Genomic DNA, 18,256 nt, shown 5'->3' with positions numbered 1-18,256 from the left:
CCCAACTCCTGTTGCCCCCGGGTCACAAGGCCTGCGCGCAGGATCCGCTGTGATCTGCGAGTCAGGTGACCCCGCGAGTGCTCGGACAGCCATCCGCAGCCGCGCAGCCGCCGAGATTCGATGTCGAAATTCACGTGCGACTGTGGGCGCCGAGTGCTTTTCTGGTCTGGTGAACGTTGGCGCCTATAGGCACGTGCTTGCCATCCGGGACACCCGGCGCATCCTGCTGCTCGGGTTCCTCGTGCGCGTCCCCATGTTCGCCGGCACCGTCATTCTCACCCTGCACGTCGTGACCAGCCTCGGGCGCAGCTACGGCCAGGCGGGGCTCGTCACGGCCGCTGCGACCGTCGCCGTGGCCGTCTCCGGGCCATGGCGGGGTCGGCTGCTCGACCGCATCGGCCTACGGCGCACGGTCGGTCCCTCCATCGTCGTCCAGATCGTCTGCTGGTCCATCGCACCGTGGGTCGACTACGCGCCCCTCGTTGCGCTGGCTGCCCTGGCCGGGTTGTTCGTCGTGCCGACGTTCTCGATCCTGAGGCAGGTCATCCTCCGGGCCACCCCGGTCGAGCAGCGCCGCACAGCGCTATCGCTCGACTCCGCTGCCACCGAGCTCTCCTTCATGGCGGGCCCCGCTCTCGGGGTGTGGATGGCCATCTCGTGGCACACGAGCTGGGCCCTCTTTGTGTGCGAAATGGCTTCTGCCGCAGCTGGCTTCGTCATCTGGCTCGTCAATCCGGCACTGACCTCGACACGCCAACCGGCCGCAGAGCCTTCAGGCGAGATGGAGCACGACCAGGCCGACTCGGCCCGACCGGACACCCAGCCCCGGCGCGCCTTGCGCGGCTTCATCACCGTGCCCGTCGCCGCGGTCTATCTCGCCGCAGCCGCATCGACGCTGGTTCTCACCGGCACCGATGTCGGTGTCGTCGCCGCCCTGAGGGAGTTCGAGCGGCCAGAGTCGATCGGCTGGGTCCTCGCGCTCTGGGGCGCCGGCTCCCTTGTCGGAGGCCTCGTATACGGTGCCTGGCACCGATCGTTCTCGGTCTTCTGGCTCCTCGGGGGCCTCGCCGTGACGACCGCTCCCGTGGCGCTCGCGGTCGGCGTGCCGAGTTTCGCCGTCCTCATCACCGTTTGCGGCGTCCTCTGTGCCCCGACCATCACGGCCACCGTGGAGCAACTCAGCCGGCTCGTCCCGGAGCGCTTCCGCGGCGAGATGATGGGATGGCACGGGTCAGCCATGACCGCGGGATCGGCACTGGGGGCGCCGATTGCCGGCGTCGCCATCGACCAAGGCGGCTGGCGCTGGGGCTTCCTCTCCGTGTCGGCCATCGGCCTGCTCGTCGCACTGGCGGGGCTCGCCGTCACGATGCGGCGGGACGTCACGGCCGACGTCGGCTCCGACTCGACCCAGTCGACGCTGTCAACCCAGCCAACCCCCTCGCCTGACGAGGCCGCCGTTCCGACCGCCTGACACGGATTCGGGGAACGACCGGTCCGGCTGCTACGCTTGAGCACTGACCAGTCGTCCTCCCGTGCAAGCGGGCGGGTGACGTGCAAGAGAAGCTCGCTTCCACCCGCGTCGACCAGTAGGTTGCCGGGTTCCAGGTCCGCGCGGGACGCGCCCTCCTCCGGGAGGTGCGGCACCGCGCCGTATGTCGACGAGGAAACTCAGCGGCATACGACATCCTTGGGCTCCTCGTGCACGCGCGGGGGGCCCTTTCCTTTGCGGCAGGTCGGCTCACAACGTCAACCAGTCATCGAACTTAGGAGCACCACATCAGCGAGCCTCGCATCAACGAGCGCATCCGGGTCCCGGAAGTGCGCTTGGTTGGCCCCAATGGTGAGCAGGTCGGCATCGTGCGCGTCGAGGACGCGCTTCGTCTGGCCGAGGAGGCGAACCTCGACCTCGTCGAGGTGGCCCCCATGGCCAAGCCACCGGTCGCCAAGCTCATGGACTTCGGCAAGTTCAAGTACGAAGCCGCCATGAAGGCACGGGAAGCACGCAAGAACCAGGTCAACACCGTCATCAAGGAGATCAAGCTCCGCCCGAAGATCGACCCTCACGACTACGGCACCAAGCGCGGCCACGTCGAGCGGTTCCTCAAGGCCGGTGACAAGGTCAAGGTGACGATCATGTTCCGTGGCCGCGAGCAGTCGAGACCGGAGCTCGGTCGCCGGCTGCTCGAGCGCCTCGCGCAGGACATCGCCGACCTCGGCTACGTCGAGTCGGCGCCGAAGCAGGACGGTCGCAACATGATCATGGTGATCGGCCCGACGAAGAAGAAGGCAGAGGCCAAGGCCGAGCAGCGCCGGGCCCGTGACCGCAGCGTTGCGGAGGCGGCGCACGCAGCCAACGGGGCCGAGGCTCCGGTCGGGTCAGAGGACCCGGCAGCCTCCGCCGCTGAGTGACCCGCCCACCCCAGACGTTCCACCCCGGTGGCCCGCCCGCGCGGCGCCACTCCGAGAGTCCGCGTACGCACCCGTACGTATGGCACGACACGAAGGAGATCGGCAATCATGCCGAAGATGAAGACGCACAGCGGTGCGAAGAAGCGCTTCCGCCTCACGGGGAAGGGCAAGGTCATGCGTGAGCAGGCCGGTGGCCGCCACCTGCTCGAGCGCAAGTCCTCGCGGTACACCCGCCGGATCGCGAACGACGTCGAGGTCGCCCCGGCCGACGCCAAGAAGGTCAAGAAGCTCCTCGGCAAGTGAGCCGGGACGCCACCCCACCAGCATCGAGCTGAGCGGCCGGGGCCTCCCGGTCAGGCCAGCAGCACCGAAGTGTGTTCGAGTAACGAAGGAGTATTCACGTGGCACGCGTGAAGCGGGCGGTCAACGCCCACAAGAAGCGTCGGGTCGTCCTGGAGCGCGCGAGCGGCTACCGCGGTCAGCGGTCGCGCCTCTACCGGAAGGCCAAGGAGCAGGTCACCCACTCGCTCGGTTACGCCTACCGTGACCGTCGCGCGAAGAAGGGCGACTTCCGTCGCCTGTGGATCCAGCGGATCAACGCCGCGGCCCGTGCCAACGGCATGACCTACAACCGGTTCATGCAGGGGCTCAAGGCCGCCGGTGTCGAGGTCGACCGCAAGATCCTCGCCGACCTCGCCGTCAACGACGCGCCGGCGTTCGCCGCCCTCGTCGAGGTGTCGCGCGCCAACGTCCCCGTGGCCGAGAAGGCCCCTCAGGGCGCAGCGGGCGCCGCCTGAGCGACCCCACCCAGCAGCCGAGCGCCGGGACGCCCCTGTGCTGACCAACCCGCGATCCGATCGCGTGAAGGCAGTCCGGGCGCTGTCCCGGCGCTCCGTGCGTTCCCGGACGGGCCAGTTCCGCGCCGAGGGCCCGCAGGCGGTGCGTGAGGCGGTGCGCTTCGTCCCCGAGCACGTGCGGGACCTCTACGTCACGGCGGAGGGAGCGGACCGGCACGCAGACGTCATCGCGGCCGCCCACGACGCGAAGCTGTGGGTGCACGAGGTGACACCCGAGGTGCTCACTGCCATGTGTGATGCGGAGCACCCCCAAGGACTCATGGCCGTATGCCGCTGGGCTCGCCTCTCGCTCGACGATGCGCTGGGTGCCCTACCGCACGACGCGCTCGTGTGCGTCCTCGCGCACGTCCGTGACCCGGGCAACGCGGGCACGGTGATCCGGGGTGCGGACGCGGCCGGCGCGGACCTCGTCGTCGTCAGCGACGCCAGCGTCGACGTGCTCGGCCCCAAGGTGGTCCGCTCGACCGTCGGCTCGCTCTGGCACCTGCCCGTCGTCACGGAAGTGCCCATCCAGACGATCCTGGAAGCCCTGCGCGTCCGGGGCGTCCGCCTGCTCGCCGCCGACGGAGCTGGGCAGACCATCCTGCCGGACGCCGACCTGCACGGACCACACGCCTGGGTCATGGGGAACGAGGCGTGGGGCCTCGAGGATCAGGTGCGCGATTCCTGCGACGACGTGGTCCGCGTACCGATCCACGGGTACGCCGAGTCGCTCAACCTCGCCATGGCGGCGACCCTGTGTCTCTACGCATCCGCGGGGGCGCGGAAGCGCGGTCCCGGCGGCGGTGGCGGCCTGAAGGGGCCTGAACGGGCCTGAACGGCACCTTTAGGGGCGGGCCGGTCGGGTCCAAACCTCCCGGTCGAACCCTCCCGCGGGCAGGCATGCGTGGCTATCCTTCGCACCATGGGCTCCGGTGACAACGGCCAACTGTCGCCCCGGCCTGTCCCACCGACCGCCGCCGCGACCCTGTACGCGCTCGGCGAGCTGCTCCCGGATGGGCTCGTCGTCGTCACCGGGGACGGCATCATCAGCTTCGTCAACCAGGAGGCGTGCCGCATCCTCGAGTGCAACACCGAGGAGCTGATCGGCCGGCCCGCGCGCGAGGTCCTGCCCCTCGCGGACAAGTACGGCCGCGACTGGTGGAAGCGTTCCGACCAGTCGGTCTCTCGGACCACGGGCACCCGCCACCGCGAGCGGCTGCTCGTCGGGCCCCACGGACGGGACGTCCTCGTCACGGCACGGCACATCGTCGCAGCGGGGGGAACGAGCCTCGAGCGGATCCTCGTCGGCCTGCGCGATGCAGAGGCCCGCCTGCGCGCAGAGCGCGAGCAGGCCACCGTCCTGTCGACGGTGGCCCACGAGCTGCGTGCTCCCCTCACGTCGGTGACCGGCTTCACGAGCAGCCTCCTCCGGCGCTGGGACCGCTTCACCGATGAGCAGAAGCGACTCATGATCGAGACGATCGAAGCGGACGCCAGCCGGCTGACTCGGCTCATCACCGAGCTGCTCGACATCTCCCGTCTCGACTCCGACAACCTCAGCCTGCGGCTGGCACCGGTGGACCTGCACGACCTGCTCGCCGCGCACGTCGCCAGGCACGAGATGAGCCGCACCGGAGGGCAGGTGCTGCTGCGGCTCGGGCCGTCAGCGGAGGAGGAGGGCGTTCCGGAGCTGTGGGCGGACTCGGACCGGCTCCAGCAGGTGTTCTTCAACCTCATCGAGAACGCGCTGCGGCACGGCGAGGCGCCGGTGACCGTCACGCTGGACCGCGAGGGCGCTGGCGGGGATGCGGTCCTCGTCCTCGTCGATGACCAGGGTTCCGGCATCCCGGAGGATGACCGCGAGAAAGTGTTCGGCCGGTTCTGGCGCGGCTCGGACGGGTCCACCACGGGGCTGGGGCTCTACGTCGTGCGCGGCCTCGTCGAGGCCCACGGTGGCACGGTAACGGCCGAGTCCAGTCCCCTCGGTGGTGCGCGGTTTGCGGTCCGGCTGCCCGCGGGCGTGCCAGACGCTGTCGCGCTGCCCTGACCTCGCCGCCCGGACCTCGCCGCTTCACGCCGCACCGGTCGACGGCCCGATCGGACGCGTCGTCGGTGCGCTGCACCGCGCCCCTAGACTGGAGCACGCCGCGTACGCCCTTCCGGAGCGTGACGCGTCAACTCAGACCTGACCAGAGCACCCCGAGCGAGAGCAGCGAACGCCGAAGAGATGTCTGGACCGAACACCAACTACGACCCCGTCGAGGTCTCCACCCTCGACCCAAGGCATGTCGAGACCGCTGTCGAGGAGGCTCTTGCCGCCATCGCCGCCGCGCCCTCGCTCGACGACCTCAAAGCCGTCCGGATCGCGCACCAGGGTGAGAGGAGTCCCCTGGCGCTGGCCAACCGTGAGATCGGAGCCCTGCCGCCGAGCGCCAAGGCGGAGGCCGGCAAGCGCGTCGGCCAGGCACGGGGCCGGGTCGCCGCGGCGCTCACCGCCCGCCAGGCCGAGCTCGAGGCCGAGCGCGACGAGCGGATCCTCGTGGAGGAGCGGGTCGACGTGACGGTGCCCGTCGTCCGGAGGCCCTTCGGCGCCAGGCACCCCATCGAGCTGGTGTCCCAGCGGCTCGTCGACGCGTTCGTCGGGATGGGGTGGGAGATCGCCGAGGGCCCGGAGCTCGAGGCGGAATGGCTCAACTTCGACGCCCTCAACCTCGGACCGGACCATCCCGCCCGTCAGATGCAGGACACCTTCTTCCTCGACCCGGTCGACTCCGGGCTCGTCCTGCGCACGCACACCTCCCCTGTCCAGATCCGCACCATGCTGGAGCAGGAGCCGCCGATCTACATCGTGGCGCCGGGGAAGGTGTACCGCACGGATGACCTCGACGCGACGCACACGCCGGTCTTCCACCAGATCGAGTGCCTCGCGGTGGACAAGGGACTGACGATGGCGCACCTGCGCGGCGCGATCGATGCGTTCGTCCAGATCATGTTCGGTGAGGGCACCCAGACCCGGGTGCGGGCCTCGTACTTCCCGTTCACCGAGCCGTCCATGGAGACCGACTTCGTCTGCTTCGCCTGCCACGGCGACCCCGGCCCTGACGGGTGCCGGACCTGCGGAGGGTCCGGGTGGATCGAGCTCGGCGGGTCCGGCATGGTCAACCGGAAGGTGTTGCGCGCTTGCGGGATCGATCCGGACGTCTACTCGGGTTTCGCCTTCGGGCTCGGTATCGAAAGGGCGCTGATGCTTCGCCACGGGGTCCAGGGCATGCACGACATGGTCGAGGGCGATGTGCGCTTCTCGCGGCAGTTCGGGATGGAGGTCTGAGATGCGGGCCCCACTGAGCTGGCTCGCTGAGTACACCGACCTCGCCCCCGGAGCGACCGGCGTCGACGTCGCCGCCTCGCTCGTCTCGGTCGGGTTGGAGGAGGAGGACCTCCACGGCGGCGACATCACCGGCCCTCTCGTCGTCGGCCGGGTCCTCGACTTTGAGGAGACGATCCAGAAGAACGGCAAGCCGATCCGCTTCTGCGTCGTCGACGTCGGCCAGCACGGCCAGATGGTGACCGAGGGCAAGCACCAGGAGATCGTCTGCGGGGCGACCAACTTCGAGGTGGGCGACCTTGTCGTCGTCGTCCTGCCCGGCGCGATCCTTCCCGGCGGCTTCCACATCACCGCCCGCAAGACCTACGGCCGCATGTCCAACGGCATGATCTGCGCCGAGGACGAGATCGGGCTCGGGCACGACCACGCGGGCATCATCGTCCTTTCCCGCCTCCTGGGCGAGGAGCACGTGTCGGCAGTCCGGCCGGGCGACGATGCCATCGCTCTTCTCGGACTCGGTGAGGAGACGATCGAGGCCAACGTGACGCCCGACCGCGGCTACTGCTTCTCGGTCCGAGGCCTGGCGCGGGAGTACTGGCACAGCCAGGGCAGCCCGGCAGGTGGGTTCCGCGACCCGGCACTCATCGAGACGCCCGCACCGAACGACACCGGGTACCCCGTCGTGCTCAAGGACGAGGCGCCGATCGACGGCGCTGAGGGTTGCGACCGGTTCGTGGCGCGAGTCGTCCGGGGCGTCGACGCCTCGGCGCCGTCACCCACGTGGATGCAGAAGCGGATCGCGCAGATGGGCATGCGACCGATCTCGCTCGCGGTCGATGTGACGAACTACGTCATGATGGCGCTCGGGCAGCCGCTGCACGCCTACGACCTCGACACGCTGGGTGGACCGATCGTCGTCCGCCGGGCCCGCCCTGGCGAGGCGCTGACGACGCTCGACGGCGTCAAGCGCACGCTCGATCCCGAGGACCTGCTCATCACGGACGAGGGCGACGGGAGCGGCGAGACCATCCTTGGCATGGCCGGAGTCATGGGTGGAGCGTCCTCCGAGGTGAGCGCCACGACGACGAACGTCCTCATCGAGGCAGCCCACTTCGACCCCACCTCCGTGGCGCGGACGTCCCGTCGGCACAAGCTCGTCAGCGAGGCCTCCAAGCGCTTCGAGCGCGGGGTCGACCCCCGCGTCCCTGCTGCGGCTGCGGAGCTGGCGGTCCGCCTGCTCGTCGAGCACGGTGGCGGACACGTCGACCGGGGGGTGACCGATGTCGACCGCACCACGAGTCGGGAAGCCTATCGACTCGACGTGGCCGCGCCGTCGCGGATCATCGGGGTCGACTACCCGCGCGAACGCGTCGTCCAGATCCTGCGTGACCTCGGGGCCGACGTCGCCGATCTCGAGGACTCCCGATACGTCGACGTCACTCCGCCATCGTGGCGGCCAGACCTCGTTGATGCACCGGACTATGCGGAGGAAATCGCCCGGATCGACGGCTACAACAACATCCCCTCGGTGACGCCGACACCGAGCGAGGGGCGGGGCCTGACCCACGGCCAGGGCATCCGGCGGGTTGTCGCCCAGGCGCTCGCCGGCGCCGGCTTCACCGAGGTGCTCAGCTACCCGTTCGTCTCGGAGCAGCTGGCCGACCAGCTCATGCTGCCCGACGATGACGACCGGCGTCGTGCGGTTCGCCTCGCCAACCCGCTGTCCGAGGAGCGCCCCCTCATGCGCACCTCTGTCCTTGGCAGTCTCGTCGACGTCCTGCGGCGCAACGTCTCGCGCGGGCACAAGGACGTCGCCCTCTTCGAGATGGGCCTCGTCTTCCGTCCCGGCGGCCCGCTCCGCCGTGCCCCCATTCCCGGGGTGTCGGCGCGTCCGTCGGAGGGCGAGCTCGAGCAGCTGTATGCCGCCGTCCCTCCGCAGCCGCGGCGCGTCGGCATCGTGGCAACCGGTCTCATCGAGCACGCCGGCTGGTGGGGCTCGGGTCGGCCGGCCGAGTGGAGCGACATGGTCTCGGCCGCCCAGGCGGTCGCGGCCGCCCTCGTCGTCCCCGTCCTCGTGTCTGCGGACGCCGACCACGCCCCGTGGCATCCCGGCCGGTGCGCCCGGATCACACTCACCGACGGCACTCTCGTGGGGCACGCCGGCGAGCTGCATCCGAAGGTCCTCACGGCACTGGACCTACCTCCGAGAACGGTGGCGGCCGAGATCGATGTCGACGTCCTGACGGCTGCCAGCGATCGCGCGGTCCAGGCAGAGCCCTTCTCCACGTTCCCGCCTGCCATGACCGACATCGCCCTGCTCGTTGGGACCGACGTCGCCGCGGCTGACGTCGAGGCGGCACTCCGTTCCGGGGCGGGGGAAGCCCTCGAGTTCGTCTCCCTCTTCGATGTGTACGAGGGCGAGCGGATCGAGGAGGGGCACAAGTCCCTGGCCTATCGCCTGACGTTCCGGGCCGCCGATCGGACCCTGACGACCGACGAGGTCAACCGGTTCCGCGACGCGGCCGTCGCCGCCGCAGCAGACGCGGTGGGCGCGATCCAACGCTGAGCCGCATCCCGCGCCTCGAGCCCGCGCCTCGAGCCCGCGCCTCGCGCTCGGGCCGGACCCCGCAACACACCCGCTTACCGCGTGCTCCCCCCTGCTGCAACCGTGGTCGGCACTCGATAGGCGGGTGTGTTGCGCAGTGAGGGATTGGGAGGCTGACTGCAGGTGTATGCATGGACGTGTATAGTCATGCATCGTGACCAGGGCAGCAGTAGCGGGGGCGAGCGGGTATGCCGGCGGCGAGATCCTCCGGCTCCTGCTCGCCCACCCGCACCTCGAGATCGGGGCGGTGACTGCGGGCGGCAGCGCCGGTGAGCTCCTCGGGACGATCCATCCCCAGCTGACGCCACTTGCCGGACGACGCCTCGACGACACCTCGGCCGAGACCCTGTCCGGACACGACGTGGTCTTCCTCGCCCTGCCCCACGGACACTCGGCCGCACTTGCCGCGCAGCTGCCAGACGACGTCGTCGTCATCGACTGCGGGGCCGACTTCCGGCTCGAGTCCGGCGATGCCTGGACGACGTTCTACGACACGCCTTACGCAGGTTCTTGGCCCTACGGCATGCCGGAGCTGACGGTCGGCCAGGGCCGTCCACCAGCCAAGCAGCGGGGCCTGCTCGCCGGGACGCGACGCATCGCTGTCCCGGGGTGCTACCCGACCGCGGTCTCGCTCGCTCTCGCACCCGGTCTCGCGGCTGGGGTGCTCGCCCCCGAGGACATCGTGGTCGTCGCAGCCTCGGGGACCTCAGGCGCAGGGAAGGGCCTCAAACCGCACCTGCTCGGCAGCGAGGTGATGGGCTCGATGTCGCCCTACGGAGTCGGGGGCGTGCATCGCCACACTCCGGAGATCGAGCAGAACCTCAGCCGGGCCGCCGATGCCCCGGTGACGGTCTCCTTCACCCCGACCCTCGCGCCCATGGCGCGCGGGATCCTCGCCACCTGCACCGCCCGGCTGACAGCGGGTGCTGCGGCTGGCCCGGTCCGGGCGGTGTGGGAGCAGGCCTACGAGGACGAGCCGTTCGTCCACGTGCTGCCGGAAGGCCAATGGCCTCGGACTGCTGACGTGCTGGCCAGTAACATCGTCCAGGTCCAGGTGACCGTCGACGAGCGGGCCGGGCGGGTCGTGGTCGTCTCCGCGGTCGACAACCTGACCAAGGGAACCGCCGGCGCGGCCGTGCAGTGTGCGAACCTCGCGCTCGGCCTCGAGGAGACCACCGGCCTGCCGGTCGCCGGGGTGGCCCCGTGAGCAGCGAGATGGTCCACCTGCCGCGGGGCTTCAGGGCCGCGGGCGTCACCGCGGGGCTCAAGGCGAGCGGTAGCCCAGACCTGGCCCTCATCGTCAACGACGGTCCGGACCACGCCGGGGCCGCCGTCTTCACGTCCAACCGGGTCGAGGCCGCGCCGGTGACCTGGTCACGGCAAGTCGTCACGGACGGCAGGATCGACGCCGTCGTGCTCAACTCCGGCGGCGCCAACGCGTGCACCGGTCCCCAGGGGTTCGCCGACACCCACCGCACGGCCGAGCACGTCGCCGAGGTCCTCGGCATCTCGCCGGGGGACGTCGTGGTCTGCTCCACCGGCCTGATCGGCGAGCTCCTGCCCATGGACACGTTGCTCGCCGGCGTGGACACCGCGGCCGGCTCGCTGACCCCCGACGGCCTCGCGGACGCAGCGGTCGCCATCAAGACGACGGACACGATCCACAAGGTCGCCGGGTCCTCCGCGGACGGCTGGTCCGTCGCCGGCATGGCCAAGGGGGCCGGGATGCTCGCGCCCGCCCTGGCCACAATGCTCGTCGTCCTCACCACCGACGCGGTGGTCTCGGCGTCGGACCTTGACGCCGCCCTCCGCTCGGCCACCGCAGCGACCTTCGACCGCATCGACTCGGATGGCTGCATGTCCACGAACGACACCGTGGTCGCGCTCGCCTCCGGGGCCTCCGGCATCCCGGTCGACCGCGCCGAGCTGACGAGCGCGCTGACCGCGGTGTGTTCGAGCCTGGCCCGGCAGCTCATCGGCGATGCCGAGGGAGCGGCTCACGACATCGCCATCGAGGTGCGCGGAGCAGCGTCGGTCGACGATGCCCTGGAGGTGGCCCGCTCCGTCGCCCGCAACAACCTCTTCAAGTGCGCCATCTTCGGCAACGACCCCAACTGGGGCCGGGTGCTCGCCGCGGTCGGCACGACCAAGGCCGCCTTCGACCCACGTCGGCTCGACGTCCACATGAACGGCGTTCAGGTGTGCCGGTCCGGAGGGGTCGGGGAGGATCGGTCACTCGTCGACCTCGGCCAGCGCGAGGTCCACGTGCTCGTCGACCTCCACGCCGGCACCGAGAACGCCACCGTGTGGACCAACGACCTGACCCACGACTACGTCCACGAGAACTCGGCCTACAGCACATGACCGCGCACCCGCACCAGGCCCTCCGGGGACTCATCGACGCGGCCGCCATCCGCGTGGCCGCAGGCAAGGCCGACACCCTGGTCGAGGCGCTGCCCTGGCTCGAGCGATTCCGGGGCGCCCTCGTCGTCGTCAAGTACGGCGGCAACGCGATGGTTGACGAACAGCTCAAGAAGGCGTTCGCCCGGGACATCGCGTTCCTTCGTTACGCCGGGCTACGGCCCGTGGTCGTCCACGGTGGCGGCCCCCAGATCAAGGCGATGCTCGCCCGTCTCGGCCTCGAGAGCGAGTTCAAGGGGGGACTGCGCGTCACGACGCCGGAGGTCATGGACGTCGTTCGGATGGTCTTGACCGGTCAGGTTGGTCGCGAGCTCGTGGGGCTGCTCAACCAGCACGGTCCCATCGCCGTGGGCCTGTCCGGCGAGGACGCGGGCCTGTTCGGTGCCCGCCGCCGCGGGACCGAGATCGACGGCGAGCTGGTGGACATTGGGCTCGTGGGTGACGTCGAGAGCGTCAACCCGTCCGCGGTGCTGGACATCCTGGCCGCTGGCCGGGTCCCCGTGGTCTCCACGGTGGCGCCGGATCTCGACGGGAACGGCCAGGTCCTCAACGTCAATGCCGACACGGCCGCGGCCGCGCTGGCCGTCGCCCTCGACGCCAAGAAGCTCGTCGTCCTGACCGACGTGGAGGGGATCTACGCCGACTGGCCCGACCGTTCCTCGCTCCTGTCGACCATTGAGGTCGCCGCCGCCAGAGACCTGCTCCAGCGCGTCGACGAGGGGATGGTGCCCAAGCTCGAGGCGTGCATCCGCGCGGTCGAGGGCGGCGTGCCCCAGACGCACGTCGTCGACGGGCGGCAGCCGCACTCGATCCTCCTCGAGATCTTCACCGACGAGGGGATCGGCACCATGGTCCTGCCCGATCCGGAACCGAGCGCCACCGGCGGCACAACGGGAGGCGCGTCGTGAACGTGGGCTCCGACCTGCTCCAGCGCTACGCGGGCGCCATGGTCCAGGTCTTCGGGCAGCCGCAGCTCGTCCTGGCGTCCGGGCACGGCTGCTGGGTCACCGATGTCGACGGCAAGCGCTACCTCGACCTCCTCTCCGGGATCGCGGTCAACGCACTCGGCCACAGCCATCCCGCGCTGGTGCAGGCGGTCGCGAAGCAGGCCGAGCAGGCCATCCACATCAGCAACTTCTTCACCTCCGAGCCGGCCATCCTGCTCGCCGAGCGGCTCCTGGCGCTCGCCGCGGCACCCGCGGGCTCTGGCGTGTTCTTCGCCAACTCCGGCACCGAGGCCATCGAGGCCGCCATCAAGCTCTCGCGCCGCACCGGCAGGACGCGCCTCGTCGCACTCGAGGGCTCGTTCCACGGGCGCTCCACCGGGGCGCTCGCCCTGACCCACAAGGCGGCCTACCGGGAGCCCTTCGAACCGCTCATCCCCGACGTCGTCTTCGTCCCGCCCAACGACGCGGCGGCACTGTCTGCCGCCATCGACGACCGGACGGCGGCCCTTTTCATCGAGCCGATCCAGGGGGAGGCCGGTGTCCGGGAGCTCTCGGCCGACTACCTCCGGCTGGCCCGCCAGCTGACGTCCCGCCACGGCGCCCTGCTCGTCCTGGACGAGATCCAGACCGGCATCGGCCGGACGGGCCGCTGGTTCGCGCACCAGGGCTCCGACATCGTGCCCGACGCCATGACACTCGCGAAGGGTCTCGCAGGTGGCGTCCCGATCGGTGCCCTCGTCACCTTCGGCGCCCAGACCACGGGTCTGCTCGCGGCCGGCCAGCATGGGACCACCTTCGGGGGCAACCCGCTCGCCTGTGCCGCGGGGCTCGCCGTCCTCGACACCATCGAGCGCGAGGACCTGCTCGGCAACGCGCTGCGGGTCGGGTCGATGCTCGACGACCTCGTCCTCGCCGGGGTCTCAGCCACCCGCGGACGCGGCCTCCTGCGCGCCATCGAGCTCAGCGGCATACCCGCTCCTGCGGCCATGGTCGCCGCCAGGGACGCGGGCTTCGTCGTCAACGCCGTGACACCGACGGCGCTCCGGCTCGCGCCGCCACTGATCATCTCGGAGGATGAGCTCACGAGCTTCGTCGACGCACTCCCCGGGATCCTCGACGCCGCGCGGAGCCTCCGATGAGTCGCACCCAGCGTCAGGCCCGCATCCTCGAGCTGCTCGAGGAGCACGAGGTGAGGAGCCAGGGCGAGCTGTCCGACCTCCTGGTCGCCGAGGGCATCGAGGTGACCCAGGCAACCCTGTCGCGTGACCTCGTCGAGGTGGGCGCGGTCAAGGTGCGTCGGGGTGGCGCCCTCGCCTACGCGGTCCCGGGAGACGGTGGCGACGTCGCGGCGACCGGCTCGATCGTCGGGAGCACCAATGCCCGGCTGCGGCGCACCTGCGAGGAGCTGCTCGTCTCCGCGACCTCCGCTCGGAACCTCGTCATCCTCCGCACGCCGCCCGGCGCGGCCAACTACCTGGCGTCCGCCATCGACCAGACCCGCGATCCCTCCGTCATCGGCACGCTTGCCGGCGACGACACCATCATGCTCGTCGCCGCATCGGACTCCGACGCAGCGACGATCGCCACCCGTCTCCAGGGCCTCGTCGGATCCCGTGACTGACCGCCCGCAACACCCCGAGGAGGCCTCCCGATGACCACCGATGCGCCCCAGCCAGCCGACCGACTCAGCCTGTGGGGTGGCCGGTTCGCCAGCGGCCCCGACGAGGCGCTCGCTGCCCTCTCCAAGAGCACGCACTTCGACTGGCGGCTCGCACCGCAGGACATCACCGGCTCACGTGCACACGCACGAGTGCTGTATGCCGCTGGGCTCCTTTCCGACGAAGAGCTCGCCGGCCTGCTGGCCGGGTTGGACCGTCTCGAGGAGGACGTGCGATCCGGCGCCTTCGCCCCTGCGGAGGAGGACGAGGACGTCCACACAGCGCTGGAGCGCGGCCTCATCGACCGGATCGGGCCGGAGCTGGGTGGGCGCCTGCGGGCCGGCCGGTCACGCAACGACCAGATCGCCACGCTCTTCCGGATGTACCTGCGCGAGCGCGCCCGGGTCGTCGGGGGACTGGTGCTCGATGTCGTCGAGGCCCTTATGGGGCAGGCCGATGCCCACCTGGGGGTCGCCATGCCGGGGCGGACGCACCTGCAACACGCACAACCCGTGCTGCTCTCCCACCACCTGCTGGCGCACGTGTGGGCCCTGCTCCGTGACGTCGACCGCCTCCGCGACTGGGACGTCCGAACCAACGCGTCGCCCTACGGCTCTGGTGCCCTCGCCGGTTCATCGCTCGGTCTCGACCCGGAGGTCGTTGCCAGGGACCTCGGCTTCGCCCGCGCCGTGGAGAACTCGATCGACGGGACCGCGTCCCGCGACTTCGTTGCGGAGTTCGCCTTTGTCTGTGCGATGACGGCGATTGACATCTCGCGAATCGCCGAGGAGGTCGTCCTGTGGGCGACCAGGGAGTTCTCCTTCGTCACGCTCGACGACGCCTACTCGACCGGGTCGAGCATCATGCCCCAGAAGAAGAACCCGGACGTCGCGGAGCTCGCCCGTGGGAAGGCCGGCCGGATCGTCGGCGACCTCGCCGGTCTCCTGACGACGCTCAAGGCGCTGCCGCTGGCCTACAACCGGGATCTCCAGGAGGACAAGGAGCCGGTCTTCGATGCCGTCGACACGCTCGAGGTGCTGCTGCCGGCGTTCTCCGGGATGGTCGCCACGCTGACCTTCCACACCGAGCGGCTGGAATCGCTGGCGCCACAGGGCTTCGCCCTGGCCACTGACATCGCCGAGTGGCTCGTGCGCCAGGGTGTGCCGTTCCGGGTCGCCCACGAGGTGGCCGGCGCCTGCGTCCGCGAGTGCGAGTCGCGCGGCATCGAGCTGTGGGACCTGACGGACGACGACTTCGGCCGCATCAGCGAGCACCTGACGCCCGGCGTGCGGTCGGTCCTCTCCGTGGAGGGTTCGATCGCCTCACGTGACGCCGTCGGGGGCACGGCCCCGGTCCGGGTGGGCGAGCAGCTGGAGTCGGCCAAGGTGGCCGTGGCTGCGGCACGGTCGTGGGCAGCAGGTAGCGTCTGACCGCGTGACCCCCCGCGAGCCCGCTGATTCCATGGATCCGGCGGACCCTGTGCGTCGTGGCCCCGCGGACCGGCTGCCGCGCTCCTTCTTCGCGCGACCGGTCCTCGAGGTCGCGCCTGACCTTCTCGGGTGTCGCGTCACCCACGCCGGGGTCACCGTCCGACTGACCGAGGTCGAGGCGTACGCCGGCCAGATCGATCCCGGTTCGCACGCGTACCGGGGACCCACGCCGCGGACCCAGGTGATGTTCGGACCCGCCGGGTTCCTCTACGTCTACTTCACCTACGGCAACCACTGGTGTGCAAACCTCGTCGTCGGCCACGAGGGCAGCGCCTCCGCTGTGCTGCTCAGGGGCGGGGAGGTCGTCGCCGGCCACGAGCTTGCCCGCGACAGGCGCCCCGGCATACCGCAGCGCGAGTGGGCCAGGGGTCCCGGTCGGATGGGCCAGGTGCTCGCCCTGGGTCGCGACGAGACCGGGCGCGACTTCTGCCGCCCACCCATCGGCGAACCGGTCGACCTTCTCGTGAGCGCCCCGGATGGGGGCGTCGACCGGGAGAGCATCCGGACCGGCCCGCGGGTGGGAGTGAGCGGGCCCGGCGGGGACGCTCAGGTCTTCCCGTGGCGGTTCTGGCTCGACGGCGAGGCAACGGTCTCCGCATATCGACCCGGTGTCGTACGCAAGAGGCGTCGGTCGGTCCAGGCCTGAGCATGGTGCCCCAGCCCCGACGCACCTACCCGTGGGCAGCTGGCGAGCCCAGCGGCATACGGCATGGTGGTCGTGATCTGGGACGGGCCGCCCTCTCATTGGCCCGCCCAGCACCTCGTAAGGCAGTCTGTGACGCGGTGGGCACACCGTCCTGCCGGTGACCAACGAAACCGAGAGGAACGCGATCCCCGTGACGGACATCTTCGACGAGCTGCAGTGGCGCGGCCTGGTGGCACAGACCACCGACGAGGCGGCGCTGCGCGACGCCCTCGCGAAGGGACCCGTCACGCTGTATTGCGGCTTCGACCCGAGCGCGCCGTCGCTCCACTTCGGCAACTTCGTCCAGGTGTCCGTGCTCCGGCGGATGCAGGCGGCCGGGCACCGGGTCATCTGCCTGGTCGGAGGCTCGACCGGCCTCATCGGTGACCCCAAGCCGGACTCCGAGCGGGTCCTCCAGGACAAGGAGACCATCGCCGAGTCCGTGGCGCGAATCCAGCGGCTGGTCGGGCCCCTGCTGGACTTCGAGGGGGACAACGCGGCCATCCTCGTCAACAACCTCGACTGGACCGCCCCGATGAGCGCGCTCGACTTCCTCCGCGAGGTCGGTCAGCACTTCCGCGTCAACCAGATGATCCGCAAGGAGGCCATCGCGCGGCGTCTCGAGAGCGAGCAAGGCATCTCGTACACCGAGTTCAGCTACCAGCTGCTCCAGGCGCTCGACTACCTGCACCTCTTCCGGGCGCACGGCTGCACCCTGCAGATCGGGGGAAGCGACCAATGGGGCAACATCACGGCGGGCGTGGACCTCGTGCACCGGGTCGAAGGGGCCTCCGTCCACGCTCTCTCCACGCCCTTGCTCGTCGACTCGTCCGGCCGCAAGTTCGGCAAGTCGGAGGGCAACGCCGTGTGGCTGTCCGCGGACATGACCAGCCCCTACGCCTTCTACCAGTACTTCCTCAACGTGGAGGATGCGTCGGTCGTGGCGATGCTCAAGGCGCTGACCGACCGAAGCCGCGCCGAGATCGCCGAGCTCGAACGGCAGGTCAAGGAGGAGCCGTTCCGTCGGGCGGCGCAGCGGACCCTGGCCGCCGACGTCACCACCCTCGTGCACGGCGAGGAGGCGACCGAAGCGGTCCAGGCGGCGAGCGAGGCGCTCTTCGGCAAGGGGGAGCTGGATGTGCTCGACGTCGGCACCCTCGTCGACGCGACGAACGAGCTGCCCGGTGCCGACGTCGGGGTGGGGACCTCGTTCGTCGATGCCATGGTCGCCGCGGGCCTCGTCGAGTCGCGCAAGGCGGCCAGACGAGCCATCGGCGAGGGCGGCGCGTCGCTCAACAACGTGAAGGTGACCGATCCGGAGCTCGTCCTCGTCCAGGACGACTTCCTGCACGGCCGGGTCGCCGTGCTGAAGCGCGGGCGCAAGAGCCTCGCTGCAGCGCGGAGGGCCTGAACCCAGCCTGTCGGGGTCCGAATCACCCCCTTTTGGGGTGTCGGCATGGGCGATTTGGCATTGGCGGCGGGTGCGGGCTAATGTTCTCTTCGTCAGCCCGACAGGGAGGAACGGACGCCACAGCGGCGGCGATTATCGCCCAGCGAAGTAGGCCGGTCCCGGGGCAGACACCCTTCGAGCAGGCGACACCAGGATCTGGTGCACGCGCTCGCGGGTTCCGCCGACTTCAGGCGGGTTGGCTCGGCCGCCCTTGGGGCGGGTCACGAGTTTGACCCCGCTCAGCGCGGCAGGTAAAGTAGAAGGGTTGCCCCGGAGGCTGGTCTTGTGGCTGGTTGATGGTGTGTGTCCGGTTCTTGAGAACTCAACAGCGTGTCAAAAATCGATGCCAATTACCTCGTTGTGGGGGTGTGGCTGGCTGCCTTTGTGGTGGTTGGTTGTGTCTCTGCGCGATTTTTTATCCTTTGGT

16 protein-coding genes are annotated in these 18,256 nt (G+C 70.3%); all 16 read left to right on the top strand.

The window, feature by feature from the left end; genetic code table 11:
• The first annotated feature begins 169 nt into the window (after window positions 1–169).
• The 16 genes from VIR15_RS05195 (at window position 170) to tyrS (ending at window position 17,790) form a co-directional block, all read left to right on the top strand.
• Complete coding sequence (locus tag VIR15_RS05195; protein WP_331926407.1) at window positions 170–1,471, top strand: MFS transporter; 1,302 nt, start codon at window positions 170–172, stop codon at window positions 1,469–1,471.
• A gap of 353 nt (window positions 1,472–1,824) precedes the next feature.
• The gene (infC, locus tag VIR15_RS05190; RefSeq protein WP_524538090.1) at window positions 1,825–2,409 is read left to right on the top strand and encodes a translation initiation factor IF-3; all 585 of its coding nucleotides are present in this window, start codon (window positions 1,825–1,827) and stop codon (window positions 2,407–2,409) included.
• Between the two features lie 108 nt (window positions 2,410–2,517).
• Window positions 2,518–2,712, top strand: coding sequence for a 50S ribosomal protein L35 (gene rpmI, locus VIR15_RS05185; protein WP_034719222.1), 195 nt, complete (start codon window positions 2,518–2,520; stop codon window positions 2,710–2,712).
• A gap of 98 nt (window positions 2,713–2,810) precedes the next feature.
• Window positions 2,811–3,206: a 50S ribosomal protein L20 gene (gene rplT, locus VIR15_RS05180; protein WP_331926406.1), complete on the top strand. Its 396-nt coding sequence runs from the start codon at window positions 2,811–2,813 to the stop codon at window positions 3,204–3,206.
• A 37-nt stretch (window positions 3,207–3,243) separates the two neighbouring features.
• Window positions 3,244–4,083 carry a TrmH family RNA methyltransferase gene (locus tag VIR15_RS05175; protein WP_331926405.1) on the top strand — a complete coding sequence of 280 codons (840 nt, stop codon included), beginning with the start codon at window positions 3,244–3,246 and terminating at the stop codon, window positions 4,081–4,083.
• Between the two features lie 87 nt (window positions 4,084–4,170).
• On the top strand, window positions 4,171–5,295 hold the full coding sequence (locus VIR15_RS05170) for a sensor histidine kinase (RefSeq protein ID WP_331926404.1): 1,125 nt from the start codon (window positions 4,171–4,173) through the stop codon (window positions 5,293–5,295).
• Window positions 5,296–5,475: 180 nt separating this feature from the next.
• Window positions 5,476–6,576 (top strand): phenylalanine--tRNA ligase subunit alpha, encoded by a 1,101-nt coding sequence (pheS, locus tag VIR15_RS05165; RefSeq protein ID WP_331926403.1) that lies wholly within the window; start codon window positions 5,476–5,478, stop codon window positions 6,574–6,576.
• Between the two features lies 1 nt (window position 6,577).
• A complete protein-coding gene (gene pheT / locus VIR15_RS05160; protein ID WP_331926402.1) occupies window positions 6,578–9,139 on the top strand; it encodes a phenylalanine--tRNA ligase subunit beta in 2,562 nt (853 codons plus the stop codon).
• 193 nt (window positions 9,140–9,332) lie between these two features.
• Window positions 9,333–10,385 (top strand): N-acetyl-gamma-glutamyl-phosphate reductase, encoded by a 1,053-nt coding sequence (argC, locus tag VIR15_RS05155; protein ID WP_331926401.1) that lies wholly within the window; start codon window positions 9,333–9,335, stop codon window positions 10,383–10,385.
• Between the two features lie 8 nt (window positions 10,386–10,393).
• A complete protein-coding gene (gene argJ, locus VIR15_RS05150; protein ID WP_331926424.1) occupies window positions 10,394–11,542 on the top strand; it encodes a bifunctional glutamate N-acetyltransferase/amino-acid acetyltransferase ArgJ in 1,149 nt (382 codons plus the stop codon).
• Window positions 11,539–12,507 carry an acetylglutamate kinase gene (gene argB / locus VIR15_RS05145; protein WP_331926400.1) on the top strand — a complete coding sequence of 323 codons (969 nt, stop codon included), beginning with the start codon at window positions 11,539–11,541 and terminating at the stop codon, window positions 12,505–12,507. The genes argJ and argB overlap by 4 nt, the downstream gene beginning before the upstream one ends.
• Window positions 12,504–13,685, top strand: coding sequence for an acetylornithine transaminase (locus VIR15_RS05140; RefSeq protein ID WP_331926399.1), 1,182 nt, complete (start codon window positions 12,504–12,506; stop codon window positions 13,683–13,685). Before argB ends, VIR15_RS05140 begins: the two co-directional genes overlap by 4 nt.
• On the top strand, window positions 13,682–14,167 hold the full coding sequence (gene argR, locus VIR15_RS05135; protein WP_331926398.1) for an arginine repressor: 486 nt from the start codon (window positions 13,682–13,684) through the stop codon (window positions 14,165–14,167). The genes VIR15_RS05140 and argR overlap by 4 nt, the downstream gene beginning before the upstream one ends.
• Window positions 14,168–14,197: 30 nt before the next feature.
• Window positions 14,198–15,634: an argininosuccinate lyase gene (gene argH, locus VIR15_RS05130; RefSeq protein WP_331926397.1), complete on the top strand. Its 1,437-nt coding sequence runs from the start codon at window positions 14,198–14,200 to the stop codon at window positions 15,632–15,634.
• Between the two features lie 31 nt (window positions 15,635–15,665).
• Entirely contained in the window at window positions 15,666–16,340 is a 675-nt protein-coding gene (locus VIR15_RS05125) for a DNA-3-methyladenine glycosylase (protein ID WP_331926423.1), read from the top strand.
• 190 nt (window positions 16,341–16,530) lie between these two features.
• Window positions 16,531–17,790 carry a tyrosine--tRNA ligase gene (tyrS, locus tag VIR15_RS05120; RefSeq protein WP_331926422.1) on the top strand — a complete coding sequence of 420 codons (1,260 nt, stop codon included), beginning with the start codon at window positions 16,531–16,533 and terminating at the stop codon, window positions 17,788–17,790.
• The last annotated feature ends 466 nt before the right edge of the window (window positions 17,791–18,256 follow it).

This window comes from Intrasporangium sp. (genome assembly GCF_036566125.1).
Taxonomy (GTDB): Bacteria; Actinomycetota; Actinomycetes; order Actinomycetales; family Dermatophilaceae; genus Intrasporangium.
The sequence above is the reverse complement of the archived record's forward strand: the minus strand, read 5'-3'. Positions and strand labels throughout refer to the sequence as shown.

Coding starts and splice junctions, on each gene's coding strand:
- VIR15_RS05125 (WP_331926423.1), top strand. CDS start 15,666: ATGGATCCGGCGGACCCTGTGCGTCGTGGCCCCGCGGACCGGCTGCCG.
- argH (WP_331926397.1), top strand. CDS start 14,198: ATGACCACCGATGCGCCCCAGCCAGCCGACCGACTCAGCCTGTGGGGT.
- argB (WP_331926400.1), top strand. CDS start 11,539: ATGACCGCGCACCCGCACCAGGCCCTCCGGGGACTCATCGACGCGGCC.
- VIR15_RS05170 (WP_331926404.1), top strand. CDS start 4,171: ATGGGCTCCGGTGACAACGGCCAACTGTCGCCCCGGCCTGTCCCACCG.
- argR (WP_331926398.1), top strand. CDS start 13,682: ATGAGTCGCACCCAGCGTCAGGCCCGCATCCTCGAGCTGCTCGAGGAG.
- argJ (WP_331926424.1), top strand. CDS start 10,394: ATGGTCCACCTGCCGCGGGGCTTCAGGGCCGCGGGCGTCACCGCGGGG.
- pheT (WP_331926402.1), top strand. CDS start 6,578: ATGCGGGCCCCACTGAGCTGGCTCGCTGAGTACACCGACCTCGCCCCC.
- rpmI (WP_034719222.1), top strand. CDS start 2,518: ATGCCGAAGATGAAGACGCACAGCGGTGCGAAGAAGCGCTTCCGCCTC.
- pheS (WP_331926403.1), top strand. CDS start 5,476: ATGTCTGGACCGAACACCAACTACGACCCCGTCGAGGTCTCCACCCTC.